The sequence below is a fragment of the Vagococcus sp. CY53-2 genome, from assembly GCF_022604695.1.
Classification (GTDB): domain Bacteria; phylum Bacillota; class Bacilli; order Lactobacillales; family Vagococcaceae; genus Vagococcus.
This window is the reverse complement of sequence record NZ_JALAHP010000001.1, coordinates 442968-461448: the sequence shown is the minus strand read 5'-3', so window position 1 is coordinate 461448 and position 18481 is coordinate 442968. Positions and strand designations below refer to the sequence as shown.

20 protein-coding genes are annotated in these 18481 nt (G+C 33.4%); all 20 read left to right on the top strand.

Features of this window, described 5'->3' with window-relative positions:
* Positions 1 to 70: 70 nt before the first annotated feature.
* The 20 genes from MN581_RS02250 (at position 71) to MN581_RS02155 (ending at position 17786) form a co-directional block, all read left to right on the top strand.
* Positions 71 to 817: an NADPH-dependent oxidoreductase gene (locus tag MN581_RS02250; RefSeq protein WP_241699095.1), complete on the top strand. Its 747-nt coding sequence runs from the start codon at positions 71 to 73 to the stop codon at positions 815 to 817.
* 29 nt (positions 818 to 846) lie between these two features.
* Positions 847 to 1755 carry a YitT family protein gene (locus MN581_RS02245; protein ID WP_233519174.1) on the top strand — a complete coding sequence of 303 codons (909 nt, stop codon included), beginning with the start codon at positions 847 to 849 and terminating at the stop codon, positions 1753 to 1755.
* A 221-nt stretch (positions 1756 to 1976) separates the two neighbouring features.
* On the top strand, positions 1977 to 2417 hold the full coding sequence (locus tag MN581_RS02240) for a MarR family transcriptional regulator (protein WP_117972919.1): 441 nt from the start codon (positions 1977 to 1979) through the stop codon (positions 2415 to 2417).
* 18 nt (positions 2418 to 2435) lie between these two features.
* Complete coding sequence (locus tag MN581_RS02235; RefSeq protein ID WP_241699094.1) at positions 2436 to 3404, top strand: beta-ketoacyl-ACP synthase III; 969 nt, start codon at positions 2436 to 2438, stop codon at positions 3402 to 3404.
* Between the two features lie 20 nt (positions 3405 to 3424).
* Positions 3425 to 3670, top strand: a complete 246-nt coding sequence (locus MN581_RS02230) for an acyl carrier protein (RefSeq protein ID WP_117972917.1) — start codon at positions 3425 to 3427, stop codon at positions 3668 to 3670.
* Positions 3671 to 3737: 67 nt separating this feature from the next.
* Positions 3738 to 4712, top strand: coding sequence for an enoyl-[acyl-carrier-protein] reductase FabK (gene fabK / locus MN581_RS02225; RefSeq protein WP_241699093.1), 975 nt, complete (start codon positions 3738 to 3740; stop codon positions 4710 to 4712).
* 3 nt (positions 4713 to 4715) lie between these two features.
* Positions 4716 to 5660, top strand: coding sequence for an ACP S-malonyltransferase (gene fabD / locus MN581_RS02220; protein ID WP_241699092.1), 945 nt, complete (start codon positions 4716 to 4718; stop codon positions 5658 to 5660).
* The gene (gene fabG / locus MN581_RS02215; protein WP_241699091.1) at positions 5661 to 6395 is read left to right on the top strand and encodes a 3-oxoacyl-[acyl-carrier-protein] reductase; all 735 of its coding nucleotides are present in this window, start codon (positions 5661 to 5663) and stop codon (positions 6393 to 6395) included. It abuts the gene before it with no gap.
* 10 nt (positions 6396 to 6405) lie between these two features.
* Entirely contained in the window at positions 6406 to 7644 is a 1239-nt protein-coding gene (gene fabF / locus MN581_RS02210; RefSeq protein WP_241699090.1) for a beta-ketoacyl-ACP synthase II, read from the top strand.
* 1 nt (position 7645) lies between these two features.
* Positions 7646 to 8116, top strand: coding sequence for an acetyl-CoA carboxylase biotin carboxyl carrier protein (accB, locus tag MN581_RS02205; RefSeq protein ID WP_241699089.1), 471 nt, complete (start codon positions 7646 to 7648; stop codon positions 8114 to 8116).
* Between the two features lie 12 nt (positions 8117 to 8128).
* A complete protein-coding gene (gene fabZ, locus MN581_RS02200; protein ID WP_117972911.1) occupies positions 8129 to 8557 on the top strand; it encodes a 3-hydroxyacyl-ACP dehydratase FabZ in 429 nt (142 codons plus the stop codon).
* A gap of 3 nt (positions 8558 to 8560) precedes the next feature.
* Entirely contained in the window at positions 8561 to 9922 is a 1362-nt protein-coding gene (locus tag MN581_RS02195; RefSeq protein WP_117972910.1) for an acetyl-CoA carboxylase biotin carboxylase subunit, read from the top strand.
* Between the two features lie 20 nt (positions 9923 to 9942).
* Positions 9943 to 10809 carry an acetyl-CoA carboxylase, carboxyltransferase subunit beta gene (gene accD / locus MN581_RS02190; protein ID WP_117972909.1) on the top strand — a complete coding sequence of 289 codons (867 nt, stop codon included), beginning with the start codon at positions 9943 to 9945 and terminating at the stop codon, positions 10807 to 10809.
* Complete coding sequence (gene accA / locus MN581_RS02185; protein ID WP_117972908.1) at positions 10802 to 11590, top strand: acetyl-CoA carboxylase carboxyl transferase subunit alpha; 789 nt, start codon at positions 10802 to 10804, stop codon at positions 11588 to 11590. The genes accD and accA overlap by 8 nt, the downstream gene beginning before the upstream one ends.
* 84 nt (positions 11591 to 11674) lie before the next feature.
* Positions 11675 to 12010, top strand: coding sequence for a metal-sulfur cluster assembly factor (locus MN581_RS02180; protein ID WP_241699088.1), 336 nt, complete (start codon positions 11675 to 11677; stop codon positions 12008 to 12010).
* Positions 12011 to 12501: 491 nt separating this feature from the next.
* On the top strand, positions 12502 to 14439 hold the full coding sequence (locus tag MN581_RS02175; protein WP_117972892.1) for a sodium:proton antiporter: 1938 nt from the start codon (positions 12502 to 12504) through the stop codon (positions 14437 to 14439).
* A gap of 184 nt (positions 14440 to 14623) precedes the next feature.
* Positions 14624 to 14824, top strand: a complete 201-nt coding sequence (locus MN581_RS02170; protein ID WP_117972891.1) for a hypothetical protein — start codon at positions 14624 to 14626, stop codon at positions 14822 to 14824.
* 390 nt (positions 14825 to 15214) lie between these two features.
* The gene (gene nagB / locus MN581_RS02165) at positions 15215 to 15916 is read left to right on the top strand and encodes a glucosamine-6-phosphate deaminase (protein WP_117972890.1); all 702 of its coding nucleotides are present in this window, start codon (positions 15215 to 15217) and stop codon (positions 15914 to 15916) included.
* Positions 15917 to 16023: 107 nt separating this feature from the next.
* Positions 16024 to 17064, top strand: a complete 1041-nt coding sequence (locus MN581_RS02160) for a hypothetical protein (RefSeq protein ID WP_117972889.1) — start codon at positions 16024 to 16026, stop codon at positions 17062 to 17064.
* A complete protein-coding gene (locus MN581_RS02155) occupies positions 17061 to 17786 on the top strand; it encodes a type II CAAX endopeptidase family protein (protein WP_241699087.1) in 726 nt (241 codons plus the stop codon). Before MN581_RS02160 ends, MN581_RS02155 begins: the two co-directional genes overlap by 4 nt.
* Positions 17787 to 18481: the final 695 nt, after the last annotated feature.

Below are 18481 nucleotides of genomic sequence, written 5' to 3'. Positions count from 1 at the left end.
GATTTTTAAACCAACCAATGTTATACTACGATTAGTTATATGAAATTTTTCTAGAAAGGGAGTTTTAATGATGAATGAAGTAATTCATTTACAATTAAATCATAAGAGTATTAGAAAATTTAAGGATAAAACATTATCACAAGATATTGTTGATACATTGGTTGATGTTGCCAGACATACCGCAACAAGTAATTTTATGCAGTCGTATAGTATAGTGTGTTTAACATCAAAAGAAAAGAAACAAAAGTTGGCTAACATTTGCAATCAACCTTATGTGGCTGAAGCAAGTCATGTGTTTATTTTTGTGGCTGATCAATATCGAAATAAACAAATTGCGACAGAAAATAATCAAGAGACCTCTGTTCTACATAATATGGATCGTTATATGGTTGCAATGACCGATGCTGTTTTAGCTGCGCAAAATGTAAATTTAGCTGCTGAAAGTTTAGATCTTGGTACTGTTTTTTTAGGAAGTATTTTAAATGATAATGAGGCAGTAAAAGAATTATTGGAATTACCAGAATTAACCTTTGCCGTTCTGGGGTTAGCTATAGGTTATAAAGATCAAGAGCCACAATTGAAACCACGTTTACCAAAAGAAATGATGTTTTTTGAAGAAAATTATCAAACGTTTGATAACTATATTGGTAAATTAAAAAAATACGATAATATCGTAACTGATTATTATGATTTGCGAGATGCTAATAAGAGAATTGACTCATTTACTCATCAAATTACACAAGGGATGAATCGAAAACCTGAAAAACGATTGAGAATAAAATCAGATATTGAAAAACAAGGATTTATGATTGACTAATTTATGATGAATAAAGGGAGGCAGTTGATTTGGGAAATATCACCGAGGCATATCGTAAAAATGAAGCAATTAAGCAAGGGCTAATTATTATTATTGCTGGTTTAGCCATAGCTGTTGGCTTAAATATGTTTTTGATTCCCGCTGATGTTTTTTCAGTCGGGGTAAACGGGATATCGCAATTAATTTCTGGTGTTTTAGCTAAGGCATTTAATATAAATATTGGGACAGGGATTTGGATTTTTATATTAAATATCCCGATTGCTATTTTAGGTTGGATAAAATTAGGTCGTTCGGCTACCATTCTAAGTTTATTAACTGTCTTGTCAGTATCTGTGATGACCATCGTTATTCCTGTTGTACAAGTGACAGATAATCCCTTAATGAATGCAATCATTGGTGGGGTATTGTCTGGGTTAGCTGTTGGACTTACGATGAAATATGGATTTAGTACTGGTGGGATGGATATTGTCTCTTTAGTTTTATCAAAGACAACCGGTAGAACAGTGGGATCACTGATGTTTATTATCAATCTATTTATCATTGCAGCTGCTGGTTTCTTATTCAGTTGGGAATCAGCGTTATATACTATTATTTCAATTTTTTGTACAACTCAAGTGGTAGATAAAATACACACAAGTCATCAAAAAGTGACCGCTTTTATTATGACAAATAGAACGGAAGAAGTTATTTTTTCTGTTCAACAATCAATTGTACGTGGGATGACTTTGTTACCAGGAACTGGAGTATTTTCACGTAAAGATGTTTCAGTTATTATGATGGTTGTGACTCGCTATGAATTATATGATTTAGAACAGGCCGTCTATAATGCAGATGATAAAGCCTTTATTAATATTATTCCAACTCAAACAGTTGTTGGCCAATTTTGGAGCGAAGATGATCAAAAGAAAATTAGAGCATCAAGAGTGGAGGGGTTATAAACCTCTCTTTTTTTTATATTTAAAAACCTTATTATATCAATGTTTAACGTAATGATTAAATGCCAAAATAAAAATTTTATAAAAAAAAGCTTGCATTTTATAAAACCATTCCATATACTTTGATTATCAAATCATTTGATTATCAAACTATTTCACATTGCTTTTTCTTTTTTTTACCCATATACTTTGATTATCAAACAATTAAAGGAAGAGGCAAGTATATGGATGAGAAAATTACGATTGTCAATTCACAATTAGTTAAAGTATTTAATGACATTTTAACCATTGAAGAAACTGAACTAAAAAAGAGTGATTTTTCTGATTTATCAATTAAAGAAATGCATACCATAGAAGCCATTGGTATGGGTGGAAACAAAACAACAGGTGAAGTAGCAAAAGAATTGTCAATAACCGTCGGAACATTGACTGTTGCAATCAATAATTTGGTGAAAAAAGGTTATGTTGATCGTGTGAGAAGTGAAAGTGATCGCCGTATTGTTCGATTAAAATTAACAAATAGAGGTCGATTATTTTATCGCGTCCATCAGCATTTCCATAAAAAAATGGTTGAAGCAGTGCTAGAGGATATGTCTGAGGAAGAAAAAAAAGCATTGGTTAAAGGCCTTAGTAGCTTGCATCATTTTTTAAAAAAATATTATTAAGTAAGTAGGGAGTAAGTGATGCTATATCCTAAGATAACTAAAACAGCGAAAGCATTACCGAAAAAGAACGTCACGAATAAAGAGCTAGAAATATTTTTAGATACTAGCGATGAGTGGATTGAGCAACGAACAGGAATTAAAGAGAGACGTATTGCTGTAGAAGAAACGACAACTTCATTAAGTATTGAGGTAGCAAAACAATTAGTAAAAGATATTGATGCTAACTCAATTGATTTAATTATCGTTGCGACAATGTCAGCTGATATGTCAACACCGTCTGTTGCGTGTTTAGTACAAGAGAGTATTGGGGCTCACCGATCGATTTGTTTTGATATTAATGCTGCTTGCTCTGGATTTATTTATGCCTTATCAGTGGTAAAGAACTATTTGTCAGGAGAACATATACAACGTGCTCTTGTGATAGGGACAGATGTGATGAGTCGGCTAGTTGATTGGTCAGATAGGCAAACAGCTGTATTGTTTGGCGATGGATCAGGTGGTGTTTTAATAGAAAAAACTTCTGATACACCTAGTTTTATAGGAGAATTGATCCAAGCAGACGGTAGGAGATCAAGTGCTTTATATGGCCATAGTCATATAAGACAAAATCGTTTTAGTGATGTAACTGGACAGCCTTATTTGACAATGAATGGGAAACAAATTTTTGATTTTGCATTAAGGGATGTCTCGAAAAATATGGTGCAGATTTTAGAAACTAACAATACGACATCTAACGAAATTGATTTTGTATTAGCTCATCAAGCCAATTATCGTATTCTTTTAGCTCTTTCGAAAAAAACGGGAATCAAGAAGGAAAAATTTTTAACTAACGTGGCACAATTTGGTAACACGTCAGCTGCATCTATCCCTATTTTATTGGATGATGTGGTGAATAAAAAAATAGTGACACTATCTGGTAACTCATTGTGCCTATTAACAGGATATGGTGCAGGTCTTACTTGGGGTAGTCTATTAATTAAATTATAAATTTATTGGAGGAAACAACTATGACAACATTTGAGAAAATTCAGGAAATCATTGTGGATCAATTAGGGAAAGAGGAAGAAGAAGTACAATTAACAACAAACTTTAGAGAAGAATTAGATGCAGATAGTTTAGATTTATTCCAAATTCTAAATGATATTGAAGACGCATTTGAAGAATATGATGTCAAGATTGAAACAGATGAAGGATTAACAACAGTTCAAGATTTAGTTAATTTCGTTGACAAACAAATTGCTGCAAATAAATAAGATATAAATAGCATTGGTTGTTATTGACCGATAGCTATTTTTTTAAAACCAAAAATGAGGTGAATCGATGAAACAATCGACAATTTGTCAACTTTTAAATATAGAATATCCCGTCATTCAAGGTGCAATGGCTTGGGTGGCGGAAGAAACATTAGCCAGTGCAGTGTCAAATGCAGGAGGTTTAGGACTGATTGCATCAGGTCATGCACCAAAAGAGGTGATTCAAGAAAAAATTCAAGCGGCAAGAACGCTAACTGATAAAACATTTGGGGTCAATATCATGTTAATGTCCCCATTTGTTGAAGACATCGTTGACTTAGTGATTGAAGAGCGAGTAAAAGTGATTACAACAGGTGCAGGTTCACCAGGTAAATACATGAAACGTTTTAAAGAAGCAGGCATTATCGTGATACCAGTTGTTGCGTCAGTGGCACAAGCCAAACGCATGGAAAAAGAAGGCGCAGATGCGGTTGTGGTTGAAGGAATGGAAGGTGGCGGACATATCGGAAAATCTACTACCATGACGCTCGTTCCGCAAGTAGCTGATGCAGTTAGTATCCCTGTTATCGCTGCAGGGGGAATTGGGGATGGACGAGGTGTTGCAGCAGCATTAATGCTTGGCGCACAAGCTGTTCAACTTGGAACTAGATTTTTAGTATCAAAAGAATCTATTGCTCATAATAATTTTAAAACAAAAGTAGTTAAAGCAAAAGATATAGATACCGTTGTGACAGGAATGCTAACTGGTCATCCAGTTAGAGGCCTTCGAAATAAATTGACTCAAACATTTGAAAAAGCAGAACGTGTTGAAGGTGGTAAAGAACAACCTGATTTTGATCGATTGGAAGATCTAGGTAAGGGAGCTTTAAAACGAGCAGTCATTGATGGGGATATAAAAAATAGTTCTATGATGGCAGGACAAATTGCTGGTATGATCAAAACGGATGATCAAACGTGTGAGGAAATTATTCAAGAACTTATAGCTGAAACACAGGATGTTTTGAAAAATCGTTACACTGAATGGATACTAGATAAGGAGTAATTTATGACAATCGGATTTATGTTTAGCGGTCAAGGTAGTCAATATATTGGTATGGGAAAAGAATTATATGATGAATTTCCGATATTTAAGGAGCATGTTGAGTGTGCTAGTGATGTCTTATCCTTTGATATGGCTCAGTTATTGTTTGAAGAAAACAATCAGCTACATATGACAAAATATACACAACCAGCCATTTTAACGATGAGTTGTGCCACGTCAGCTGTTGTTAAACAAGAATTTGGCATAGTAGCTTCTATGGTAGCAGGTCTTAGTTTAGGTGAGTATAGTGCTTTGGTAGAAAATCATTCACTTTCTTTTTCTGATGCGGTGGCGTTAGTTTTCAAACGAGGTGATTTGATGGCATCAGCTGTAAAAGAAGGTCAAGGAGCCATGAGTGCAGTGATTGGATTAGATAGAGAAACAGTTGAAACGATTTGTCAGTCGATTACGCAATTAAACCACATAGTGTTACCTGTGAATTATAATATGCCACAACAGATTGTGATTGCAGGAGATACGTTAGCTGTAACAGAGGCAGAAAAGCAATTAAGTGAATCTGGCGCTAAAAAGGTTGTTCGTCTTAATGTGAGTGGTCCGTTTCACACTCCATTAATGGCACAGGCAGCAGAGATATTTTTTGAAACGTTGCAACGGATCAATTTTTCCGCTTCTAGTATTCCTTTAATCACAAATGTCACAGGAAAGGTATTATCTAATACAATTGATATCAAAGAAAACTTGAAACAACAAATGATGACACCTGTTTATTGGGAAGAAACCGCTCATACATTTAAACAAGAATCAGTTGAAAACTTAATCGAGTTAGGACCAGGTAAAACACTTAGTCATTTTATTCGAGCAAGTGAGAGTACGATAAACGTACAAAATGTTGAAAATATAAAAACACTGAATCAACTAGGTAAAAAGTTGATGAAATGGGGGTACTAGATGTTTAAAGGAAAAACAGTTGTGATTACAGGAAGTTCACGAGGGATCGGAAGGCAACTAGCGATTCGTTTTGCAAAAGAAGGTGCCAATATTGTATTAAATGCAAGAAAAGAAATACCTCAAGAGCTGATTGGAAAAATCGAATCTTATCAAGTGGAAACACATGTTGTGATTGGAGATGTACAAGAATTTGACGAGGCTAAAAAATTAATTGATGAGGCACATAGTCGGTTTGGACGTGTGGATGTTTTAATTAATAATGCCGGAATAACAAGAGACACTTTATTAATGAGAATGACAGAAGAGATGTTTGATGAAGTGATTTCTGTTAACTTAAAAGGAACATTCAATACGATTCATCATGTGTCAAAATTAATGTTAAAGCAACGTTTCGGAACCATTATTAATATGTCGAGTGTCATTGGGGAAATAGGTAACGCTGGACAAGCAAATTATGCAGCGAGTAAAGCAGGCATTATTGGGTTAACAAAATCAACAGCCAAAGAATTGTCAGCTCGTGGTATCACGTGTAATGCCATTGCTCCAGGTTTTATCGAAACAGATATGACAGATAGCTTGTCTGACAAAATAAAAGAAACAACGTTATCTCATATTCCATTAAAAAGATTAGGTAAAACAGATGATATTGCAGACACCGCTCTATTTTTAGCAAGCCAATCATACATCACTGGTCAAGTGATTAATGTTGATGGCGGTATGGTAATGAATGGTTAGGAGGAATCTCATGAAACGAGTAGTCGTGACAGGAATTGGTGCTGTGACACCGATTGGAAACACCGCACAAGAATTTTTGACAAATTGTCAAGCCGGAAAAAATGGGATAGCGCCTATTACGAAATTTGATGCTTCAGAAACAGGTATTCATGTTGCAGCCGAAGTAAAAGAGTTTGATCCAACTCTTTATATGGAAAAAAAAGAAACAAAGAGAATGGATATGTTTTCTGTTTATGGTATTTCAGCAGCTAAGCAAGCAGTTGCTGATAGTAAGATTGATGTTGATAAGATTAATGCAGATCGATTTGGTGTCATCGTCAGCTCAGGAATTGGTGGGATGAAAACGATCGAAGATCAAGTCATTCGAATGCATACAAAAGGACCAAAGCGAGTGGCACCATTATTTGTTCCGATGGCAATTAGCAATATGGCAGCAGGAAATATTGCCATAAAAGTGGGAGCAAAGGGTATTTGTACGTCAATCGTCACAGCGTGTGCTTCTTCAACAAATGCGATTGGTGAGGCATTTAGAAATATCAAACATGGTTATTCTGATGTTATTTTAGCTGGAGGAGCAGAGGCAACCATTTGTGAGATAGGTATCTCTGGTTTTGCGGCATTGACTGCTTTATCAAACTCAGATAACCCAGAAAGAGCATCAATTCCATTTGATAAAGAAAGAAATGGATTTGTCATGGGAGAAGGCAGTGCTGTTTTAGTATTGGAAGAATTAGACCATGCGAAAAAACGAGGCGCTAAAATATACGGTGAAATAGTTGGGTATGGATCAAATTGTGATGCCAATCATATCACCAGTCCAAGTAGTGATGGGTCTGGAGCTGGGAAATGCATGATGTTAGCTATGGAAGAGGCAGGTATTACACCAGAAGACGTGAGTTACATCAACGCTCATGGAACAAGTACACCAACAAATGACGGAGCAGAAACCATGGCGATAAAATATGCTATGAAAGAATCTGCTTATACCACACCTGTATCAAGTACAAAAAGTATGGTGGGACATTTATTAGGTGCAGCTGGAGCGGTTGAAGCGTTAGCTTGCTTAGGTGCGTTAATGAGTGACACTATCCCACCAACTATTGGATTACAAGAAGCAGATGAAGCGTGTGATTTAGACTATGTACCAAACGAAAAACGAAACATACCTGTTAATTACACATTAAGTAACTCACTAGGTTTTGGTGGGCATAATGCTGTTATCGCGATGAAAAAATGGCGAGGTGAGTAACGTGAGTATTGGATCGGTTAAAGAATTAGTGAGTCAATTTGAACAGAGTGGCATTCGTGAAATGAATGTCACTATAGAAGGATTATCTCTCTATTTGAGTAAAAATGAAATCAATCATCCTAACGAACCTCAAACATTACCCAAAGTATCAAAAGCAGACGTCAGCCATATCATGGAAGAAACAAAATCAGTCTCAGCTAACGAACCCCAAATTGATAAAGTAAGTGAACCATTAGATGGAAAAATTATCACCTCGCCAATTGTTGGAGTCATTTACACGTCAAGTGAACCTGGAAAACCATCTTTTGTATCAGTCGGAGACAGTGTATCTGTTGGCGACACGCTATGTATTATTGAAGCCATGAAGATTATGAATGATGTCGTGAGTGATACATCAGGAACTATATCAGAAATATTTGTGGAGAATGAGCAAATTGTTGAATTTGGTCAACCATTATTTAGAATTTCTTAGGAGGAAGAACACATGCAATTAAATGTACAAGAAATTATGGAAATTATTCCAAATCGTTACCCAATCATGATGGTTGATAGAGTATTAGAACTAGAACCTGGAAAATACGTCAAAGCAGTAAAAAATGTGACCTACAATGAACATTTTTTCCCTGGACATTTTCCTGGTGAGCCAGTAATGCCTGGCGTATTGATTTTAGAAGCACTAGCACAAACTGGATCCATTCCTTTATTAAAAAGTGAAGAATTTCAAGGGAAAACTGGGTATTTAGGAGGAATAGACAAAGTAAAATTCCGTCAAAAAGTTGTACCAGGTGATGTATTAATCATGGAAATGGAAATCATTAAGCAAAAAGGGAACATTGGCATAGGAAAAGCAACGGCAAAAGTGGAAGATAAAGTGGTGTGTCAAGCATTGATGACCTTTATTATAGGAGCTTAAACCATGTTTGAAAAAGTACTAATAGCAAACCGTGGAGAAATTGCCGTTCGTATTATTCGTGCTTGTCAAGAACTTGAAATAAAAACAGTTGCTATTTATTCTGAAGCGGATAAAGAGGCTCTTCATGTGGCGTTGGCTGATGAAGCCATTTGCATTGGTCCAGCTAAAGCAACAGATTCTTATCTTAATATGCATAATATTTTAAGTGCTGCCGTTATAACAGGTGCTCAAGCCATTCATCCTGGATTTGGTTTTTTGGCAGAGAATAGCCTATTTGCAGAGATGTGCGAAGAATGTCAAATTACTTTTATCGGTCCAAAGGCGAAGACAATTGATGAGATGGGAAATAAAGTGAACGCAAGAAGACTGATGATTGAAGCACAAGTCCCTGTCATACCCGGTAGTAATGGTGTGATAGACTCAATAGAGGAAGCAAAAAAAATCGCCAAAAAAATTGGTTACCCTCTGATGCTAAAAGCCGCAGCAGGCGGTGGTGGAAAAGGGATTCGTAAAGTGATGAGTGAAGAGGAGTTAGCGACTCATTTTTCATCTGCCCAAAAAGAAGCCCTAGCAGCTTTTGGTAATGGCGACATGTATATTGAAAAAATTATTTATCCAGCAAAACACATTGAGGTTCAAATATTGGGTGATCATTTCGGACATGTGATTCATTTAGGAGAGCGAGATTGTTCGCTTCAAAGAAATAATCAAAAAGTCTTAGAAGAAGCCCCTGCCCATTCCTTAACAGATCAATTGAGACAAGCAATTGGTGAAACAGCGATAAAAGCGGCGAAAGCTGTGAACTATCAAAATGCTGGAACGATTGAATTTTTAGTAGACGAATACAATGAGTTTTATTTTATGGAAATGAACACACGAATTCAAGTAGAACACCCTGTGACAGAAATGATTACAGGAGTAGATATTGTTAAATGGCAATTAAAAATTGCAGCGAATCAACCTTTACTACTAAAACAGAAAGATATTCAGTTGACAGGTCATGCCATTGAGTGTCGCCTAAATGCGGAAAATCCAGCATTTAATTTTGCGCCATCGCCTGGTACTGTTTCAACGTTATTTTTACCTTCTGGATGTTTAGGTTTAAGAGTGGACAGTGCGATGTATCAAGGTTATACAATTCCACCATTTTACGACTCTATGATTGCGAAAATTATTGTACATGGAAAGACTCGTGAGGAAGCCATACTCAAAATGAATCGAGCTTTATTAGAATTGGTGGTAGAAGGTGTGACAACAAATCAGCTGTTTCAAATTGATTTATTGACCCATCCGTCTGTTGTAAAAGGCGAGTATGATACCTCATTTTTACAAACGACTTTTTTGCCAAATTGGTCTAGTGAGTAACATGCAAAAGGAGGATAAGTATGGGATTATTTAAAAAAAGAGATTATATACGAATCACTCCTGTAAAAAAAGAAACTAAATCGAGTGACAAACCTCATGTCCCTGATGGTATATGGGAAAAATGCCCAAGTTGCGCCAAAGCACTTCATCAAAAAGAATTAGGTCAAGAACGAACATGTCATCATTGTGGCTATTGCTTTAGATTAGATGTTTATAGTCGATTAAATATGATTTTAGATGAGGGAACATTTGAAGAGATGGATACAAATTTACCTTTTAAAAATCAGATTGACTTTCCTGGTTATGAAGAAAAGCTAAAGCAAGCGAAAGAAAAAACCGGATTAGATGAAGCTGTTGTGACAGGAATAGGACAAATTAATCAACAAAAAGTGATGATTGGTGTCATGGATAGTCGATTTATAATGGGGAGCATGAGCCATATTGTTGGAGAAAAAATCACTCGCTTATTTGAAAAAGCAACAAAAGATAAACAACCCGTTATCATCTTTACAGCGTCTGGTGGTGCACGCATGCAAGAAGGAATCATTTCTCTCATGCAGATGGCTAAAATATCTGGTGCTGTCAAACGGCATAGTGAAGAAGGATTACTTTATATGACAGTTCTCACAGATCCCACAACAGGTGGTGTGACAGCAAGTTTTGCTATGCAAGGAGATATTATTTTAGCAGAGCCGCAAGCATTGATTGGCTTTGCCGGACGACGTGTCATTGAGCAAACCATTCGTCAGACGTTACCAGATGATTTCCAACGAGCTGAATTTTTATTAGAACATGGTTTTGTCGATAAAATTGTGAAACGACAACATATAAAATCTGTTTTATCGCAACTATTACATTTGCATCAAGGTGGTGAAGTGTGTGACTAAAAAAACAGCTAATGACATTGTTCAATTAGCACGAGACAACCAGAGAATAACGACAAGAGAGTTAATTGGTGGATTAGTTGATGGATTTATCGAATGTCACGGAGATCGATACTATGGCGATGATAAAGCGATTATAGGTGGTATAGGACTCATTGAAAAAATACCTGTGACAGTTATCGGAATCCAAAAAGGTCAAACATTAGAGGAAAATGTCCAAACAAAATTTGGCTCACCAACACCTGAAGGGTATCGAAAAGCACTTAGATTAATGAAACAAGCAGAAAAATTTAAGCGTCCTATTATTACATTAGTCAATACACCTGGAGCTTTTTGTGGAATTGAAGCAGAAGAAAGAGGTGAAGGAGAAGCTATTGCCAAAAATTTATATGAAATGAGTCAACTAAAAGTGCCTATCCTGTCAATTTTAACAGGCGAAGGAGGTAGTGGAGGTGCATTAGCATTAGCTGTAGCAAATGATGTATGGATGTTGGAAAATAGCATTTATTCGATTTTATCACCTGAAGGATTTGCGTCAATCCTTTGGAAAGATAGCAGTCGCGCTTCAGAAGCTGCTGAAATAATGAAATTAACTGCTCCTGATTTAAAGAAATTAGGAGTGATTGATAAAATAATAAGAGAAACAGATGACATCGGTGAGTTGTCGAAGTCTCAACTAATAGGACAATTGAAGCAAAAAATCTTAAAGCAACTTGATTATTATAAAACATGTTCCACTTCAGAGCTACAAGATCAACGTTATGAACGATTTAGAAAATTTTAATAAAGGCATTAATCTAAGTCATTTACAAACATTCGTTTCTCGGTTAATATAAAAGTGAGTTTATATTTAGGGGGTAAGACGAAGATGAGTGAGTCAAAATGGACAGATAAAGAATTAAGTGCGATACAAGAAGATATTATTGCTGCTCTTGAGACAGTTATTGACCCAGAGCTTGGGATAGATATTGTTAATTTAGGATTACTTTATGAAGTAAATTTGGAAGAAGACGGTTATTGTGAGATTAAAATGACTTTAACTACTATGGGGTGTCCACTGGCGGATGTTATTACGGAACAAATTCACGAAGCGTTAAGTGATATAGATGAAATTAAAAAATTAGAAGTGAAACTAGTTTGGTATCCGGCGTGGACGACTGATCGTATGAGCAGATATGCTAGAATTTCTTTGGGAATAAGATAAGACTGATATAGCAAGGATTTGACAGGGTTTAAACAGTAAATTTATATAAATACAGACAATAAGTAAAACGTTCCACCGATCTTTATATTTGGAATGGATACCTCACTTGTTGAGTCACTAGACTTTCTTGCCTTTTAACCTTAAAAGGTGAGGAGGTCTTTTTGTATGTTTCAGACATTGTATTGTTTTAGTATCTATGAAAAATGGAATCGGCAGATTGTTGTTGCTGTTTTTTTAGTGTTTATAAAAACTATTGGTAGTTAGTAACAAATTAAAGGATATCAACTTAATTAACCTGATATAGGCATTTTATATCTATAAAAAGGACTGTTTATTTAAAAAATATCCTAATAAGGCACGATATAAAAATGGATGATTTTATTAAAAATTACCTTAAATATTTAAAATTTTTTTCAGATAATTGACATATTCAAATAATAAACATACTATAAAACTATGTTTAAAATTGAATAGAATTAGCGAGGTGTTATATGCAATTATTCGAGGGTATTTTAGTGATGTTATCAATGGTATTGATTTCGAATATCATGAGTCGATTTTTCCCTAATATTGCGATCCCCCTAATACAGGTTGTGTTAGGATTTGGAATAGCTCTACTATCATTTGTTCATTCGTTTGAACTTGAATCAGAATTATTTATGTTAGTTTTTTTAGCCCCTTTATTATTTAATGAAGGTCAGATGGTTGACAAAAAAGCTTTATGGAAAGAAAAAAAAGCAGTATTGACTTTATCTATTTTGTTGGTATTTATTACGGTAGGTATTTTAGGATATGTGATCCACTTACTTGTTCCACTAGCTCCATGGGCAGCATGTTTTGCTTTATCAGCAGCATTAGCCCCTACAGACGCGGTAGCAGTTGGTGCTTTAGCAGAAAAAGTAAAAATTCCACATAGAATGTTGCATACACTAGAAGGGGAGTCTTTGATTAATGATGCGTCTGGTCTTGTGTCATTTCAATTTGCCTCAGCTGCACTTTTAACAGGTGTATTTTCATTAGTTGATGCTGAAGTGAGTTTCGTTTTGATTTCTCTAGGTGGTGTTTTGATTGGTGTGGTATCAGGGTTATTAGGTTTATGGTTTATACGCTGGATGAAATCACTTGGTATTGAAAATAATGTATCATACATTTTATTTGAACTGCTTTTACCATTTATAGTTTTTTTAATGGCAGAGACACTTGGTGTGAATGGTATTTTAGCGGTCGTAAGTGCGGGGCTAATTTACTCATGGAATTACAAAAAAATAAATCCTGAAGTGGCTCAACTTAATATTTTGTCAAAAAGTACGTGGTCTATTTATAGTTTTAGCTTAAATGGCTTGGTTTTCGTGTTATTAGGGACACAACTTCCCGATTTAGCTCATTATGTTTGGAAAACCAATCAAATTAACAACTGGACCATTTTAGGTTATGTTTTAATCGTTACAACTGTATTATTAGGGATTCGTTTTTTATGTGTTCTTGTTTGTAATAACTTTGATGGATTTAAAGGAAAACACGATATAAAAAAATCATTACTTTATACAGTCTCAGGTGTTCGTGGGACAATTACGTTAGTCAGTGCCCTTAGTTTACCAACAGTATTAAGCACGGGTGACATATTTATTGAGCGTGAACTATTGATTAGTATAGCAGCAGGAGTCATTATTGTGACACTGCTTCTAGCCAATTTTGCTATGCCATTATTAGCAGATAAAAAAGAAGAATCTATTGAAACCAATACAGAAATAGAAGTTCAAATATTACGTCGCGTTACTGAACAGCTCAAACGTAAACAAACCGAACAAAATACTTCAGCGATTCGTAAAGTGATTCAACTGTACAACGAGAGAATTGTATCATTAGTGAATCATGATGAGTTTAGTGAAAAAAATAAAGAGTTGATGGAATTGGTTTTAGTTTGGCAATTAAAAGATACATTAGAATTAGTTGAGTCTGGTGAAGTCAGTTTACAAATGGTTTTTAGACGGTTAGAAGTATTAGATAGACGCCTATTTCGATTAACTCATAAACCTGAGTATAGTAAAAATTCGTTTTACAAAAATATTATAGGAACACATTTGAAATTCTTAGGAACTCGCTTAACTAGTTTTGATAGAAAAAAAGAGTTAAAAATTAAATTAAAAGAAAGTAATCGAAATTATGTGATAAGAATGCTTAATCAATTAGATACAACTGAATTTCCACCTGAACTAATCGATTTTTATTTGACGCGATACGAGGATAGAGATCAAACAGTCATTGATATGAGTGAAGATACACTGGATGAGTGGTTAGATTACGCGATACAATTAGAACGAGATTACATTCAGAAAGAATTTGAAAAAGGGAAAATGAATCGTCAAGAGCTAACCATTTATCGTGAAAATTTATCGGCGATTGAAAGTAGTATTCAATTTATTGCTTAGAATTATAGAAATAAAAAACAGAATGTTAATATTAAGCATTTTGTTTTTTTTATTGTTTTTAATTCTTCATTTATTAATCGTTAATATTTTATAGTTTTATTATAACTGTTCAGTAGTTAAGAGTTAAAATATATTTGATACATAATTAATTGTCCGTGATTAATAAAAGAAAGGCTGATAAATAATGAAAAAAGATTATCAAGAAACATCCAAAAAATTAAATCAAAATGTGGCACTAAAATTAGTTCAGGATCGATTGGAAAAAAATGGGAAGAAAATTACGATTAATTGTACAAGTATTGAAGAAGCAGAAGATATATATATTGAGCTAGTTCAAAAACAAGCTATGAAATATGCTGATGGTGAGAATCATTATAGTTATTAAAAGAGGCATTATCTTACTTTTTAAAAAGTAAGGTGATGTTTTTTTACATTTAATTTATATTATAGTATCGAGTTGTATTGGGTGTATCAAATAATATGTACTACTATTTGATTAGAAGATAAAAAAAATTGATGAACTCGGATAATTTTTCAAGGATTAAAGTCTAATGTGACTGTTTGATTATTTTACTTTGTGACTTATTGTATGTATAAATGAACAATATTCATTTAATATTTAGTATTTAAAGAAAAATAGCGTCTTAAAAAATGATTGCTGGTGGTATATCTTTAGTGGGCAATAGCTAGTTAAATCATGGAAAAAAAACTCTTTCTTGAAAAAAGAAACAGATAAGAGTATAATTGGACTATACCAATGATGGAGGGATTTATTATGAAAATCATTAAAGTAAAAGACCAATTTGAAGGTGCAATAGTTGCTTTTGATATGATTAAAGATGGAATGGCTAATGGAATTAAAACGCTAGGTTTAGCAACTGGAAGTACTCCTGAGGCATTATATAAAGAAATGATAGAAAGTGATGTTGATTTTAGCAATATGACGTCTGTTAACTTGGATGAATATGTCGGACTTAAAGCAGACAATCCACAAAGCTATCATTATTTTATGAAAGAACATTTATTTAATGAAAAACCATTTAAAGAAACATTTTTACCAAACGGCATGGCAAAAAATGCGAAGGAAGAATGCAAACGCTATGATGAAATTTTAGAAGCACATCCAATTGATATTCAAATTTTAGGAATTGGCGAAAATGGACATATTGGATTTAATGAGCCAGGATCTTCTTTTGATGGTAAAACAAGTGAAGTTAATCTAACGGAATCAACGATTGAAGCAAATAGTCGAAATTTTTCTGATATTTCAGAAGTTCCAACAAAAGCGTATTCAATGGGAATTGGGTCTATTATGATGGCAGATAAAATTATTTTATTAGCTTATGGACCAAAAAAAGCTCAAGCTATTTATGAAACGGTTAAAGGACCTGTATCTGAATTAGTCCCTGCAAGTGCTTTACAAGTTCATCCTGATGTGACTATTATTGTAGATGAAGAAGCGGCTAGTAAATTATAATGAGAAAAATCTGTTGTTTTTAAAGAGGAAATTCTTTGAAAAAACAGGTTTTTTTTGTAAAAATAGTTTATAATATTGGTTAGTCAATTTAATAAAGGAGAATCATTATGAAAGACTCTCAGGTAGTTTATGATTTTGTTAGTTTAGCGATTGAATCCGGTGGCTGGATGCGACTAGATCGAGTTTATCTTCAAAATAAGATAGCTGAAATGATTGGGTGTGGAGAAATAGTCGATACCAGAAATCAAATTTCTAATCTTTCAACAGAGGAATTGTGTCACTCTCTAGTAAAAATTGCTAAGAAAAATAAGCCAGATTGTTATCAAACTGATAAAGATATTGAGTTTTTATCACAAAGTTTGATGGATATTTTAACACCACCACCATCTGTCGTGAATGCTATGTTTGCTAAAAAATTTGAAACCTCTGCAGTTGAGGCAACAAATTATTTTTATTGGTTGAATCAAGTGAATGGTTATCTAACAGGTGAAACACATGAAGATTATGATAATGAGGAAGAAGGAATTTGTCCCATCTGTTTTTGTAATGAAGGAGTATTTGTTCATCACTCAGATTATTTAAAAAAGACTAGACGATTTATTCGGTTAAATTTAGCTAATGACAGTTGGGGATATCAATTAAACCCAACAAAAAAAGAAATCGAAGAAGGAATATTTTTTACAGAGGCTCACACATATTTATTAATGAATAGTTATTTGTTGGATAGAATGACAGGAATCGTTGATTTATATCCACAATATGAATTACAGTATTGTAGTGAAAATTCATTTAAAGGACATAGTTATTTGATTGGAAGAAGACCTCAAAAAAATAGAAAAATGACTTGTCATCAAACTCTGCCATTTTTTAAAGATTCTTTGCTATCTTATAACAGTCTAAAAAATAATGAGTTGGTTATTCAAGTAAAGAAAGCTAAGGATTTATGGCTGATTTTTAGTTATATTTTTTCTCTAACAGTTTCTTTAAAAAAAGGATTATTTAGTACAGATTTTACTTATGATTTATTAAAAATAGATACAGGCTACCAATTTATTATTACATTAAATGAAGAAATTTTTGAAAAATCACGAGATAATTGGTTATGTACAATGGAAATATTAAGCAATGAATTGGAGGTTAAGTATTGAAAGAAGAAGTTTCTATAGGTAAAAAAATCGCATTATTTATTATTGGTATTTTTATTATTTTAGGTATGTTGATAGTGAGTGAGTTTCCTTCAGTATTGTTAACCCTGTTTCAACCTATTTTTAATAAAAAACAAAATGGTGTGAGTTTTATTTTGTTTATGTGTTGGTTAATTGTATTGGTTGGTGTGATATGGTTTATTTGGAGATACTATAAAAAAAAATCACATGATATTGATACAAGTGTTACAGGAAAAGACATATGGCGTGCGTTTAAAATCTTTTTATTAGGACGTGTGATAGCTATTGTTGGAACTGGTTTAATGCAACAATTTTATGGAACTGGTTCAAGTGCTAATGATGAAGCGATTGCGGCATTATTTTCTCAAGATGAATCGATTTATTATGTGTTGATTATGACTATTACCATAGCTATTAAAGCTCCTATTCTAGAAGAACTAATTTTTCGTGGGTTACCAACGACATTACTGTTTCCAAAAATGCCTGTCTGGGTTCCAATGATTGTGACCTCTCTAGTGTTCTCCAGCGTTCATTTATCTTCAAATATTATTTCTTTCGGGATGTATGCCTCTTTAGGTGCTTTGATGTATGGGGCATATAGTTCACGTGGTCGAATTATTGATTCTATGTTAGTACACTTTATGAATAATATTATGGGAGCTATTGTTCTATTACTGTCTTACTTATTTGGCTTATCCATTTAAAATAGGTTAAATTAAAGAGAAAGCTTGATAATATAATTAGGTACAATATTGTTCTGAAAAATGGGATAATAATAAAAAACAAGTTTAGACTATAAATTTCCGATACTTTATTGGTAATTTATAGTCTAATTTTAGTTTATATTAATTAATATGTATGTTAAAAAGAGCTCTATTTAAATTATAATAATTTTTATTTTTTCAGCATATTTTATTTTACATTCATATATACTATTTTTATTTAGTAGTAATTTATAGTTATTAATGACTTTATACATATCTTTTATTTAATTTTTCTATTTTTATTGGTTACCAAATATATTGATGTTCGATATTAATATAGTTATATTTAAACATTATATTATTACAATTAGAAAAGGAGAATTATACGAAAAAATATAAACATTCTTTTTATATTCTTTTAGTAGGTATTTTGTTATTTTCTATTACTATAATGTGGCAAAACTTATTAGGAGCAGATAGTAAACAACTGATTATTTGGGGGTGATATTAGTTATTCAAATTGTTAGTTTTTTAATATTTCTTTATTCTTATTTTAAAATAATAATCATAAAATTAAAAGAGATAATAAACGGAGATAGACAGTATAAATGAGTTAAATTTTATATAGTTATATAGTATTGTATTAAATTAAAAGGTATCAGTTTGTAAATCTCAATATTTATAGTGATGATTAT

Coding starts and splice junctions, on each gene's coding strand:
- MN581_RS02250 (WP_241699095.1), top strand. CDS start 71: ATGAATGAAGTAATTCATTTACAATTAAATCATAAGAGTATTAGAAAA.
- MN581_RS02240 (WP_117972919.1), top strand. CDS start 1,977: ATGGATGAGAAAATTACGATTGTCAATTCACAATTAGTTAAAGTATTT.
- MN581_RS02235 (WP_241699094.1), top strand. CDS start 2,436: ATGCTATATCCTAAGATAACTAAAACAGCGAAAGCATTACCGAAAAAG.
- MN581_RS02230 (WP_117972917.1), top strand. CDS start 3,425: ATGACAACATTTGAGAAAATTCAGGAAATCATTGTGGATCAATTAGGG.
- fabK (WP_241699093.1), top strand. CDS start 3,738: ATGAAACAATCGACAATTTGTCAACTTTTAAATATAGAATATCCCGTC.
- fabD (WP_241699092.1), top strand. CDS start 4,716: ATGACAATCGGATTTATGTTTAGCGGTCAAGGTAGTCAATATATTGGT.
- fabG (WP_241699091.1), top strand. CDS start 5,661: ATGTTTAAAGGAAAAACAGTTGTGATTACAGGAAGTTCACGAGGGATC.
- fabF (WP_241699090.1), top strand. CDS start 6,406: ATGAAACGAGTAGTCGTGACAGGAATTGGTGCTGTGACACCGATTGGA.
- fabZ (WP_117972911.1), top strand. CDS start 8,129: ATGCAATTAAATGTACAAGAAATTATGGAAATTATTCCAAATCGTTAC.
- MN581_RS02195 (WP_117972910.1), top strand. CDS start 8,561: ATGTTTGAAAAAGTACTAATAGCAAACCGTGGAGAAATTGCCGTTCGT.
- accD (WP_117972909.1), top strand. CDS start 9,943: ATGGGATTATTTAAAAAAAGAGATTATATACGAATCACTCCTGTAAAA.
- MN581_RS02180 (WP_241699088.1), top strand. CDS start 11,675: ATGAGTGAGTCAAAATGGACAGATAAAGAATTAAGTGCGATACAAGAA.
- MN581_RS02175 (WP_117972892.1), top strand. CDS start 12,502: ATGCAATTATTCGAGGGTATTTTAGTGATGTTATCAATGGTATTGATT.
- MN581_RS02170 (WP_117972891.1), top strand. CDS start 14,624: ATGAAAAAAGATTATCAAGAAACATCCAAAAAATTAAATCAAAATGTG.
- nagB (WP_117972890.1), top strand. CDS start 15,215: ATGAAAATCATTAAAGTAAAAGACCAATTTGAAGGTGCAATAGTTGCT.
- MN581_RS02160 (WP_117972889.1), top strand. CDS start 16,024: ATGAAAGACTCTCAGGTAGTTTATGATTTTGTTAGTTTAGCGATTGAA.